Here is a 12,541-nt window from a genome sequence, read left to right as displayed (position 1 = left end):
CTAGTGCCTCTTTTTTTGTCTTACTACAAGGTTGATTAGCATGCACAAAGAAAGCCACTTTTTTGCCCACTTAGCTAGGATGAAGCTTATTCAGCGCTGGCCATTGATGCGTTCTGTTTCTAAGGAAAACATCTCAGAGCACAGCCTTCAGGTCGCATTTGTTGCTCATGCACTTGCTATCATCAAAAACAAAAAATTTGGTGGTAATGTCAACCCTGAACACATTGCAGTACTCGGCATGTATCACGACAGTAGTGAGGTTCTGACAGGCGATCTTCCTACCCCAGTCAAATACTACAATCCCTACATTGCCAAGGAATACAAAAAGATCGAGGCCGCGGCGGAAGAGAAGCTTCTGTCTATGGTTCCAGAAGAATTAGTCGATGACTTTAAGCCATTTCTTATTAACGGAGAAGCCACAGACGAAGAGCACTCGCTAGTAAAGCAAGCTGACTGCATTTGTGCCTATCTAAAGTGTCTGGAAGAGCTTTCAGCGGGTAATCATGAGTTTGCCGCAGCAAAGCGACGTTTAGAGCAAACACTGCAAGAGAGGGACTCTCCGGAAATGTGTTATTTCCTAAAAACCTTCTCCGCGAGCTTCGAGTTGACCCTTGATGAGATCAGTTAATCTAACAAAGTAGTTGAATCACATGGAAGTAGAAAACCTCTGGCAACAGCGTATAAACGAAGAGAATAAAGCACGCCTTAATGATCACCGCGACCCTTATCAAAGAGATAGGGCTAGAGTGCTCCATTCTGCTGCTTTTAGGCGCTTGCAGGCCAAGACACAGGTGCATGGCGCTGGTGGCAATGACTTTCATCGCACGCGACTGACACACTCTCTAGAGGCTGCGCAGATTGGCTCTGGTATTCTCGCCCAGCTGCAATCTAAGCACCCTGATCTTCTTTCAATACTTCCTACCACCAGCTTGATTGAAACCCTGTGCCTTGCTCACGACATTGGCCATCCACCCTACGGACACGGTGGTGAGGTTGCGCTCAATTATATGATGCGTGAGCATGGTGGATTTGAAGGCAATGCTCAGACCTTTAGGATCGTCAGCCAACTAGAGCCCTACACTCAGCATCACGGCATGAATCTGTGCCGACGCACTTTGCTTGGGCTTCTCAAATACCCGTCACTGCTGAGTAAAGTAGAGCGCGATTCCATACCCGATGGCATAGATAATCCAAGACAGCTTAAGGCAAGTCGCTGGACACCTGCGAAGGGTGTCTTTGATATCGACAACGCGTATTTTGAATGGGTGCTTCAAGGGCTACCATCACAGGACATAGAACCATTTTGTAGCCTTAAGCAACACGCGGGCAATCGATATACCACCAAGAAGACCCGTTTCAAGTCACTCGACTGTTCCATCATGGAGTTAGCAGATGATATTGCCTATGGAGTACATGATCTAGAGGATGCCATTGTTTTAGGCTTGGTCTCTAAGCAGCAATGGCTCGAATCGGCCGCCAGCAAACTTGCAGATTGTGGTCACCCTTGGATGGAGGCTGAGATCAACCGCTTAAGCGAGCAACTCTTCTCTGGGGAGCATTATCTGCGAAAAGATGCCATTGGCAGTATCGTTAATGCCTTACTCACCAGTGCGGAAATTACCGAAGTCACCGACAGTGAATTTAGCCATCCTCTTGTTCGATTCAACGCCACCCTTCATCCTCCGATGCTCGATGTACTCGAGGTGTTTAAGGTTTTTGTCAGTCACTATGTGATTCAAGCCACTGAGGTTCAGCTCATTGAGTACAAGGGACAGCAAATCGTCATAGACCTTTTTGAAGCGCTCAGTGGTGACCCAGAAAGACTGCTTCCAGAGGCAACCAAGAACAAGTGGAGACTAGCGAGGGATCAGCAAGACCAAGGATTTAGAGTCATCTGCGACTACATCTCTGCTATGACCGATGGGTACGCGCAAAAGATGCACTCAAAGATGTTTGCAAGCTAGCTGTTGACTATCTATTGCGACCGCCAAAGTACTTATCATAAGTACCTTCAGGCAATTGAGAGATCTGAAACTCAACCATTTTATCGAAGGCGTTGATTAAGGGTTTTGCATCACAGGCGTTCATTATGGTAAGCGCGTGATAAGCAGCCTCTACGGTAGATAACGCATTCTCTTTAGGGGCCTTGCGTATGGTGTAGCGCCCCTCTAAATCCTTAGGTAAATGGACCTGCTGCAACGAGTGAAGGTTGCTGGATAACTGATACATCTTAAAGGCTTTCTTCCAAGTTCCATCAATGAGAAATAAGCGTGTTTTGTGATAATTGGCTAAGGTCTTTACCGTGCCACCCAGCTCCACAGAATCAAGAGTGGGAAACAGGATGAGATTGAGCGTATTGGGCTCAGCTAACCATTGATTTACCACTGGATGAGCCGAAAAGTCCTCTCCAACCAAAAGGTGACTAGGTGAAACACTCAACTCTATAATCTTGGCGGTACCTTTCGCTTGATTCACCTCACTAGGGTGCTGCAGAATAACCACCTCAATAGAGCTTTCAACCGCCTGAATCCATTGACACAAACAGGCTTTCTTGGCGCGGCCACACCTTTCACAGTATCGGGACATAGTTACGTGTATAAATTCCTAATTGCCTTCAGCTTACTCTTAGCGACGTTTATGATTCCAGCGGTATCAACTGCGCTACGTTGGGAGCACGATCTTATCGCAACACACCAATGGTGGCGACTAATAACAGGCAACTTTACCCATACTAATGCGTATCACTTGCTGATGAACCTCGCTGGACTCTGGATCATTAGCTACTTATTTCATGCTCGATGGAAAAAACTGAGTATCTATATCGCCCTTATCTCGACCTTCATCGGTATTGGGCTACTGTTTACGCAGACCCAAATCTACTATGGCTTATCGGGCGTACTGCACGGGTTGTTTGCCCTATATGCCTATCAAGAAGTCACTAGAGGGAAGCGTAGCAGTTGGTTTTTGTTGGCGGGCTTAGGGTTGAAGTTACTGGCTGAAAATAGCGGACTCGTGACTTTATCTACTGCTGAGCTTATCAATGCTAGGGTATCCACTGAATCACACCTGATTGGCTCCTTATCTGGGCTAGCAGTCGCGCTGCTAGCCCGTAAGTTGTTAAAGCAATAGTTCTATAATTATAACCGGATACGAGCGCGATTTTTATCGACTGTCGCCTGCCCGATTCCTTTCACCATCTGCAACTCATCAGCATCTTTGAATTCACCATGCACCTCACGAAAGGCGACGATTTGTTTTGCCTTTGTTTCTCCTACCCCAAGCAGTAGTGTTGCGAGCTCGTCACTAGAGGCAGTATTGATGTTCACTTCAATCTCAATACCTTCGTATTTATCGCCCTTCATCTCATCTGCGGCATACCCTATAACCGGTACTAGCGCTAAAAGTGCAATGACCCACAAACGCTTTATCATCGTTAATCCCATCTCTTTCTCCTTCCCTTAAGTCAATTAGGCACAAACGTGCCCTACTCAAGCTAGAAAAAAGCGCTCATAGTTGGAATGAACACTGGCAGAAACTAGAACGGGCCGCTAAAAGCGGCCCGTTTCTTAATGCAAATGCGGCGGTATGATTACTGCGCATCTCCAGAGATGTAGTACTCGATATCAGTCGTGTTACGCAGTGTCTGTACTAGACCCATAAGGTCTTGTTGTACGTGTCCTGTTTGCAACTGTTCACTGATTTGAGCGTTGAACTGGTCGTCAATCTCACTAACCACTTTGTTTAGCTCAATAATCACGATGCTACCCGCAGCGTCGATTGATTTCGCGTAGTGCAGGTTACCTTCGCTAGGGCGAGGCATTGCAAATACAGTGCGCGAAAGATCAGAACCACGGTCAACACTTTGTACTTCACTGAAGCTTAAGTTATTTTCAGCAAGCAAAGTCTTGTCGCCAGCTTCAAGCGCTTCAACCACTTGAGCCGCCAGTTCGTTCGCTTGATTACGACCTTCAACCTGTTGCAGCTGCTCTTTAACTTGAGCTGCTACTTCTTCATATGGAAGTACAGTTTGAGGGCGAGAATCTTCAATGCGAACAACGATGATGTGCTCAGGGTCAACTTCAACAACCGCAGAGTTTAGACCATCTTCACGAACTTCTGGTGTTTGTAGCTCTTGCATAACAGCAGGAGATTTCAGCACTTCAGGCGCGTCTGCAACAGAAACGAAGTCTGTAGTGATCACCTTCTGGCCAACCGCTTCTGCAGCGTCATCCAGTGAATCCGGGTATTCAAACGCGACTGTCTCAAGCTCATTCTGTAGTGCGTAGAAACGGTCAACAGCTTGCTGCTCAGCAACTTCTGTCTTAATTTCTGCTGCTACTTCAACAAACGGCTTAGCTTGCGCCGCTTTTAGGTCGTCTAGCTTGATGATGTGATAGCCGAAATCAGACTTAACGACTTCGGTGTAATCGCCCGTGTTTTGTAGAGCAAATGCTGCTTCTTCAAACGCTGGGTCCATCACGCCCTTTTCAACCCAACCTAGTGCGCCACCTTCTTCAGCAGAACCAAAGTCTTCTGAGCTGTCTTTCGCTACTTGAGCGAAATCAGCACCTGCTTTTAGTTCAGCCAATAGTTCATCGGCTTTCGCTTCATCTTGAACTAGGATATGGCTAAGGCTACGTTGCTCTTGAGTAGAGTAACGGTCGATGTTCTTCTCGTAGAAATCTTTAGCTTCTTCGTCAGTAACCGCATCGCTCTGATTCATTTTCTCAGCAGATAGCTCAACGTATGACACCTTGAACTGCTCTGGACGAGTGAAACGCTCAGGGTTGTTTTGGTAGAAATCTTGAAGCTGTTCATCCGTTAGCTCAACACTCTTTGCCATTTCATTTGGGTCAATAGTGATGGTGCGAATGTCACGCTTTTGCGTCAGTAGCATTGATGCTTGAGCAACTTCTTGAGGAAGCACGAATTCGCTCTGCTCAATAGCACTTAGGATTTGCTGGCGAACAAGGTCGCTACGAAGGTACTCGGCAAAGCTTTCTGCGTTGTAACCGCCACGACGTAAAGACGCTTGGTAAACCTCTTGATCAAACTGACCATTGCTTTGGAACTGAGGCATGCTTAGCAGCACTTCACGAATCTGTTGGTCGCTGATGCGAAGGCCCATTGATTCAGCGTACTGCTCAAGCAACACCTGATTAACCATTTGATCCAACACACGCTGACGGAACGACTGCACAAATGCAGGGTCGCCTAGCTGGCTAGTAAAATAATCGCCCATTTGTTGCTGGGCACGATTGCGCTCATTCTGGTAAGCCATTTCAAATTCTGCGCGAGAAACTTCAGCATTTCCCACTTTAGCAGCAGTACTGTTCCCGCCACCTAAATAGCCACTTACGCCGGTAAAAACGAAAGAGAGAATAATCAGACCTAGAATGATCTTAACTGCGATGCTATTTACGCCTTCGCGTAATCTTTCCATCATAATAGTGTGAAACTCCGAAGTGCGGCCTGTATTGAACTCAGGCTCTAAAAATCATTCACCCGATGATATCAGAAAAAGAAATGCGCACCAGTAGGATGCGCATAAATACAAGGTTTGATAACGATAATTTGTTATCTGATGTGACTTGAGAGCAATTTATTAGTTAACTGCGTCTTTAAGTGCTTTACCTGGCTTGAATGCAGGTACTTTAGCTTCTGCAATTTGAATTTCTTCACCAGTTTTTGGATTACGACCGGTGCGAGCAGCACGAGTGCGGACGCTGAAAGTACCAAAGCCCACTAGAGCCACTTGATCGCCACCTTGCAGTGAGTCGCTGATTGATTCAACCACTGCATCTAGAGCACGACCGGCAGAAGCTTTAGAAAGATCTGCGTTATCCGCGATTTTTTCGATAAGTTGAGTTTTATTCACTATATATTCCCCTATTACTACCTGAGTGAAAGTTTAGGTAGGTCAATTCCATTGTTTTTATGAATCTAGCTTGTAACCCTTATTAGGAAAGGGCTACAGCCTCATTAGTTAAAGTAGCGCCCAATAAAAAAGCTGACAAGTATTTTGTACTCATCAGCTTAATTTACGTACTAATATTTGCGACTTATCACTCTTTTACCCTTCTACGGACACTCCGCTCGGGTCATTTTGCAGGGCGACGGTCAATACTTCATCAATCCATTGTACTGGTTTTACCACTAAATCTTTCTTAACGTTTTCAGGGATTTCTTCCAGATCGCGTTCGTTATCTTTAGGGATCAGTACGGTTTTGATGCCACCACGGTGCGCCGCTAGTAGCTTCTCTTTTAGGCCACCGATAGGTAGAACTTCACCGCGCAAAGTGATTTCGCCTGTCATCGCAACATCCGCTCTTACAGGGTTACCCGTTAAGCTTGAAACCAGTGCCGTACACATAGCGATACCTGCACTTGGGCCATCTTTCGGTGTTGCGCCTTCAGGAACATGAACGTGAATATCGCGCTTTTCATAGAAATCTGGGTTGATACCCAGCTTTTCTGCACGACTTCTCACTACCGTCATCGCAGCTTGGATAGACTCTTGCATAACATCGCCCAGTGAACCGGTTTGTGTTAGCTTGCCTTTACCTACCATAGACTCAGTTTCGATGGTCAGTAGATCACCGCCGACTTCAGTCCATGCAAGACCCGTTACCTGACCAATACGGTTGCTGTCATCAGCTTTACCGTAATCAAAGCGCTGCACGCCCAAGTACTCTTTCAGATTGTCTTGGTTGACGACGACTTTCTTCAAAGCGCTATCCAGCAAGATGTTCTTCACCGCTTTACGGCAGATCTTCGAAATCTCGCGCTCAAGGCTACGAACGCCAGCTTCACGAGTGTAGTAACGGATAATGCCTACAATGGCAGAGTCTTCAACTTCAATCTCTTGAGGCTTCAAACCATTGCGCTTGATCTGCTTGTCAAGTAAGTGGTTCTTGGCAATGTTCAGCTTTTCATCTTCCGTATAACCCGATAGACGAATCACTTCCATACGGTCTAGCAGTGGGCCTGGAATATTCATAGAGTTCGACGTTGCCACAAACATCACATCAGACAGGTCGTAATCAACCTCTAGATAGTGATCGTTAAAGGCGTTGTTTTGCTCTGGATCCAGTACTTCTAGCAACGCTGATGAAGGGTCACCGCGCATGTCAGACGACATCTTGTCGATCTCATCAAGCAAGAACAGAGGGTTCTTCACCCCGACCTTAGACATCTTTTGAATAAGCTTGCCTGGCATAGAGCCAATGTAAGTGCGGCGATGTCCACGAATCTCTGCTTCATCACGTACGCCACCCAGTGCCATACGAGTGTATTTACGACCTGTTGCAGCTGCAATAGATTGACCTAGAGAGGTTTTACCGACACCTGGAGGCCCAACAAGACACAGGATAGGTCCCTTCAGCTTGTTGATACGGTTTTGCACCGCCAAGTACTCAAGGATACGCTCTTTAACGCGTTCTAAGCCGTAGTGATCGGCATTGAGCACTTCTTCAGCTTTGGCTAGGTTCTTCTTCACCTTAGAGCGCTTAGCCCACGGTACACCCACCATCCAGTCGATATAGCTGCGCACCACTGTCGCTTCTGCCGACATAGGTGACATCATCTTCAACTTCTGCAGCTCTTGCTCTGTTTTCTCACGAGCATCTGTAGGCATTTTAGATTCTTCGATCTTTGCCTTGAGCGCTTCAAACTCATCTGGTGCATCATCCATATCGCCAAGCTCTTTCTGAATCGCTTTCATTTGCTCATTCAGATAGTACTCGCGCTGGGATTTTTCCATTTGTTTTTTGACGCGACCACGGATGCGTTTTTCAACCTGCAGGATGTCAATCTCAGACTCCATGCTACCCATCAAGAACTCAAGACGCTCGTTAACGTCGATGATCTCAAGCACTCGCTGCTTCTCAGCAAGTTTCAGAGGCATGTGAGCGGCAATGGAATCCGCAAGACGTGGGGCATCATCGATACCATTCAAAGAGGTTAATACCTCTGGCGGTATCTTCTTGTTCAGTTTAATAAAGCCTTCGAATTGATTGATAGCGCTGCGTACAACCACCTCTTCTTCTTTATCATCCATCACCGGCGTGGTTAGGAACTCAGCATCCGCGATAAAGAAATCGTCTTCGCGCACAGAGTGAATTTGCGCACGTTGCTGACCTTCAACCAGCACTTTAACCGTACCATCTGGCAATTTGAGAAGCTGCAGTATGGTGGCGACGGTACCTACTTGGAATAAATCATCTTTGGTCGGCTCTTCGGTGTCCGCTTCTTTTTGGGCGACAAGCAGTACTTGCTTGTCATTATCCATCGCAGACTGAAGGCAGTTGATCGACTTTTCGCGACCAACAAACAGAGGAATGACCATATGTGGGTAAACGACCACATCTCGTAATGGTAGAACGGGTATTTCAATACGCTCGGAACGCTCCAAGTTCATAGTTCTCTCTCTTCCGTTTTCGGCTTATGGTCTTTATATAAGGTCACTTTAAATAGAATCAATACTTGTAACAATAAGAATCAGCTAACTTACTCAAATAGTGCTCGTTTTTCGTTGTTTTGACTGAAATAGAATGTAAAACAGTGGAATACAAGTCATCTCATACGTAAGTATGCGATCAACAGACACAAAAAAAGCGAGCTACTGCTCGCTTTTTATTTTCTAAGGCTCAACCTTACGATTCTGCAATCGCCGCTTGGTTGTCACCGCCGTTGTAGATCATCAGTGGTTCAGACTCACCATTGATAACGGACTCGTCGATAACCACTTTGCTTACGTCTGTCATTGAAGGCAGTTCGTACATGGTATCAAGTAGCACGTTCTCAAGAATTGAGCGAAGACCACGAGCACCTGTTTTACGCTCCATTGCACGCTTCGCAATTGCGTTAAGTGCATCTTCACGGAATTCAAGCTCTACGTCTTCGATGTCAAACAAGGCTGCATACTGCTTAGTCAGTGCATTCTTAGGCTGGCTAAGAATCTGAATCAAGGCAGCTTCGTCAAGTTCAGTAAGAGTCGTCGTTACCGGAAGACGACCGATAAACTCAGGGATAAGGCCGTATTTAACCAAATCTTCAGGCTCTACTTGCTTGAACATGTCGCTGATGCTCTTGTTCTCGTCTTTCGCGTGGATTTCCGCGCCAAAGCCAATACCAGAACCCGTTTCAACGCGTTGCTCAATCACTTTATCTAGGCCAGCAAATGCACCGCCACAGATAAATAGAATCTTCGAGGTATCAACCTGCAAAAACTCTTGCTGAGGGTGCTTACGACCACCTTGAGGCGGAACTGAAGCGATTGTACCTTCGACCAGTTTAAGTAGTGCCTGCTGAACACCTTCACCTGATACATCACGGGTGATAGATGGGTTTTCAGCCTTACGAGAGATTTTATCAATCTCATCGATGTAAACGATGCCGCGCTCAGCTTTTGCTACGTCATAATCACATTTTTGAAGCAATTTCTGGATGATGTTTTCTACATCTTCACCCACATAACCCGCTTCAGTTAGTGTTGTAGCGTCCGCCATAGTAAACGGTACGTCTAGGAAACGAGCTAGCGTTTCTGCAAGCAGTGTCTTACCACTACCCGTTGGGCCAATCAGCAAGATGTTACTCTTACCTAGCTCAACACCGTCAGCGGTTTTATCACCGTTGCGTAGGCGCTTGTAGTGGTTGTATACAGCTACTGAAAGCACTTTTTTCGCATACTCTTGACCGATTACATAATCGTCAAGGTGTTCACGAATATTTCGTGGAGTCGGCAACGCCTCTGACTCTTTCTTCGGCAGAGCCTCTTTGATCTCTTCACGAATAATATCGTTACAAAGATCAACGCACTCGTCACAGATGTAAACGGACGGGCCCGCGATCAACTTGCGAACTTCATGCTGACTTTTACCGCAGAAAGAGCAGTACAAAAGCTTGCCACTCTCTTTGCTTTTATCTGTCATTCGCTAACCTCTTAGCTTTAAACTTTAATCTAATAAAGTTTATATCAAAAAACTTGAACCGACGGGCTTATTTGCCTCGAGACAACACTGAGTCTACTAAGCCGTATTCAACTGACTCGTCTGCAGACATAAAGTTGTCGCGATCGGTATCGCGCTCGATTACTTCCATTGGCTGACCAGTATGTTCAGCAAGAAGTGTGTTTAGTTTCTTTTTGATAGTCAAAATTTCTTGAGCGTGAATTTGAATATCAGACGCTTGGCCTTGGAAACCACCTAACGGTTGGTGAATCATCACACGAGAGTTAGGAAGAGCAAAACGCTTACCTGGTGCACCACCTGCTAGCAGGAATGCGCCCATAGAGCACGCTTGGCCCATACATACAGTGCTCACATTCGGCTTGATGTACTGCATAGTGTCATAAATAGACATGCCAGCAGTTACACTACCACCAGGAGAGTTGATGTATAGGAAAATATCTTTTTCTGGATTTTCTGATTCTAGGAACAACAACTGGGCCACTACGAGATTGGCCATGTGATCTTCGACTTGTCCAGTCAAGAAAATGATTCGCTCTTTAAGCAAGCGAGAATAGATATCGTAAGAACGCTCGCCACGCGAAGACTGCTCTACCACCATAGGTACGAGTGCATCGACGATCGGCGACATTACATTTTTTTCTTGGTAGCTCATAGTGTTATATCCCTATCCCTAAAATAAATGGCCCGAATGATTATCTCATACGGACCATTATTAGTAGAAGTGTTATTTAAAAGTCAACCTTCTACGTGAACACAACGCCATTAAGCAGGCTGTTGGTTCATAATTGCATCAAATGACTCTTCTTTGTCAGTCACTTGTGCTTTAGCGATGATAGCGTCAATCGCTTGCTCTTCTAGAGCAACGTTGCGCATGTTGTTCATCATTTCTTCGTTGCTTTCGTAGTAAGCAATAACTTCAGTTGGGTCTTCGTAAGCTGTCGCCATTTCAGTGATAAGAGCTTTAACTTTCTCATCATCTGCTTTTAGCTCTTCAGCTTTGATTACTTCACCTAGAAGAAGACCAACAACTACGCGCTTCTTAGCTTGCTCTTCGAACAGTTCACGAGGAAGCTGGTCAGCAGCATCAGTGTTACCACCGAAACGTTGTGCCGCTTGCTGGCGAAGAACACCGATCTCTTGCTCGATAAGAGCAGAAGGAACAGTGATGTCGTTTTCTTTAGCAAGGCCGTCGATTGCTTGATCTTTGATGCGAGTCTTAACAGCTTGCTTAAGTTCACGCTCCATGTTCTTGCGTACTTCAGCTTTAAGTGCGTCAACACCGCCTTCTTCAACACCGAACTTAGCAACGAACTCGTCAGTAAGCTCTGGAAGCTCACGAGCTTCAACTTTGTTCACTTTGATAGAGAACTTAGCGTCTTTACCCTTTAGGTTTTCAGCGTGGTAGTCTTCTGGGAAAGCTACGTCGATGTCGAATTCCATACCAGCAGTCTTACCTGTGATACCGTCTTCAAAACCAGGGATCATACGACCTTGGCCCATTTCTAGTGGGAAGTTCTCAGCTTTACCGCCTTCAAACTCTTCACCGTCGATAGAACCAGAGAAATCGATAGTTGCACGCATGCCTTCTTCAGCAGCTGCATCAACTTCAGTCCAAGTTGCTTGTTGCTTACGTAGAGTTTCAATCATGTTGTCTACGTCTGCATCTTTAACTTCTACTACTGGCTTCTCAACAGCGATGTTCTCAAGACCTTTAAGTTCGATCTCAGGGAAAACTTCTAGAGTTGCAGTAAATACAAGATCTTGACCTTCAGCGGTTTCTACTGGTGCGAAAGTTGGAGCACCTGCTGGGTTGATCTTTTCTTTAACGATAGCCTCGATGTAGTGACGCTGCATCACTTCACCCATAACGTCGTTACGTACCGCTTTACCGTACATTTTCGCTACCATTTTCATAGGCACTTTGCCTTTACGGAAGCCGTCAAAACGACGGTTTTTAGCGATGTTACGTAGTTCAGCTGTTACTGCATCTTCAATGTTAGCAGCAGGAACAGTGATAGTTAGACGGCGCTCAAGACCTTCTAGAGTTTCAACAGTAGCTTGCATTATTTTTAAACCTCAACAAAAGCTCAGTTTCCTGAGCATGGCGTCACAGCCCTTACAGAGAGTGACAACATCCTAGTGTGCGCCTCAAAGAGACACCTAAATACAAAAAAGAGTGCCGTTGCTATCAAAGCAACAACGAATCAATTAGCGATATCTTAAGCCAAGACATCTCCAATTAACCTCAGAGTAATAAATTGACGCGACATTCTACCGACATAGACCAGCTGTGTCGAGACGTGCCCCTAAACACTCTTCAATATTGATGGCGAGATATTTTAGAAATCTCACTGAAAGATACAATGGGGGCAGGTTTGATAAAATCAACAGCAAAAATAAAAAATGCCATATAAGTACAAAAAACGAGATCTCCCTCAAACTTCACCTACTTTACAGATCAGCGTATTGTTACACGACAGAATAGTCCTACCTTACTGCTGAGAATTCACTATGCTATTTATACTTCAGTCAAAAGTAATATCTGTAAATGCAATCGCAATGCGAATCGG

11 protein-coding genes are annotated in these 12,541 nt (G+C 45.6%); 3 read left to right on the top strand and 8 right to left on the bottom strand.

What is annotated here, in order from left to right:
* Positions 1-40 precede the first annotated feature (40 nt).
* A complete protein-coding gene (gene yfbR / locus A6E01_RS03715) occupies positions 41-628 on the top strand; it encodes a 5'-deoxynucleotidase (RefSeq protein ID WP_065209596.1) in 588 nt (195 codons plus the stop codon).
* Positions 629-650: 22 nt separating this feature from the next.
* Positions 651-1,964 carry an anti-phage deoxyguanosine triphosphatase gene (locus tag A6E01_RS03710; RefSeq protein ID WP_065209595.1) on the top strand — a complete coding sequence of 438 codons (1,314 nt, stop codon included), beginning with the start codon at positions 651-653 and terminating at the stop codon, positions 1,962-1,964.
* 7 nt (positions 1,965-1,971) lie between these two features.
* On the opposite strand, the gene A6E01_RS03705 is transcribed toward A6E01_RS03710, so the two are convergent.
* Positions 1,972-2,586: a tRNA-uridine aminocarboxypropyltransferase gene (locus tag A6E01_RS03705; protein WP_065209594.1), complete on the bottom strand. Its 615-nt coding sequence runs from the start codon at positions 2,584-2,586 to the stop codon at positions 1,972-1,974.
* Positions 2,587-2,592: 6 nt separating this feature from the next.
* On the opposite strand from A6E01_RS03705, the gene rrtA reads away from it, so the two are divergent.
* On the top strand, positions 2,593-3,129 hold the full coding sequence (gene rrtA, locus A6E01_RS03700; protein WP_237334491.1) for a rhombosortase: 537 nt from the start codon (positions 2,593-2,595) through the stop codon (positions 3,127-3,129).
* An 8-nt stretch (positions 3,130-3,137) separates the two neighbouring features.
* Here rrtA and A6E01_RS03695 read toward each other — a convergent pair whose 3' ends face one another.
* The 7 genes from A6E01_RS03695 to tig all read right to left on the bottom strand — a co-directional run bounded on the left by A6E01_RS03695 (position 3,138) and on the right by tig (position 12,035).
* Entirely contained in the window at positions 3,138-3,443 is a 306-nt protein-coding gene (locus A6E01_RS03695) for a ComEA family DNA-binding protein (RefSeq protein ID WP_017027466.1), read from the bottom strand.
* A gap of 146 nt (positions 3,444-3,589) precedes the next feature.
* Complete coding sequence (gene ppiD, locus A6E01_RS03690; protein WP_065209592.1) at positions 3,590-5,446, bottom strand: peptidylprolyl isomerase; 1,857 nt, start codon at positions 5,444-5,446, stop codon at positions 3,590-3,592.
* 159 nt (positions 5,447-5,605) lie between these two features.
* Entirely contained in the window at positions 5,606-5,878 is a 273-nt protein-coding gene (locus tag A6E01_RS03685) for an HU family DNA-binding protein (protein WP_017027464.1), read from the bottom strand.
* Positions 5,879-6,073: 195 nt separating this feature from the next.
* Positions 6,074-8,419: an endopeptidase La gene (gene lon / locus A6E01_RS03680; RefSeq protein WP_017027463.1), complete on the bottom strand. Its 2,346-nt coding sequence runs from the start codon at positions 8,417-8,419 to the stop codon at positions 6,074-6,076.
* A 235-nt stretch (positions 8,420-8,654) separates the two neighbouring features.
* Positions 8,655-9,932: an ATP-dependent protease ATP-binding subunit ClpX gene (gene clpX / locus A6E01_RS03675; RefSeq protein ID WP_017027462.1), complete on the bottom strand. Its 1,278-nt coding sequence runs from the start codon at positions 9,930-9,932 to the stop codon at positions 8,655-8,657.
* A gap of 67 nt (positions 9,933-9,999) precedes the next feature.
* Positions 10,000-10,623, bottom strand: a complete 624-nt coding sequence (gene clpP / locus A6E01_RS03670; RefSeq protein WP_017027461.1) for an ATP-dependent Clp endopeptidase proteolytic subunit ClpP — start codon at positions 10,621-10,623, stop codon at positions 10,000-10,002.
* A 110-nt stretch (positions 10,624-10,733) separates the two neighbouring features.
* Positions 10,734-12,035: a trigger factor gene (gene tig, locus A6E01_RS03665; protein ID WP_017027460.1), complete on the bottom strand. Its 1,302-nt coding sequence runs from the start codon at positions 12,033-12,035 to the stop codon at positions 10,734-10,736.
* Between the last annotated feature and the right edge of the window lie 506 nt (positions 12,036-12,541).

Source organism: Vibrio breoganii, assembly GCF_001677275.1.
GTDB classification, from domain to species: Bacteria; Pseudomonadota; Gammaproteobacteria; order Enterobacterales; family Vibrionaceae; genus Vibrio; species Vibrio breoganii.
The sequence above is the reverse complement of the archived record's forward strand: the minus strand, read 5'-3'. Positions and strand labels throughout refer to the sequence as shown.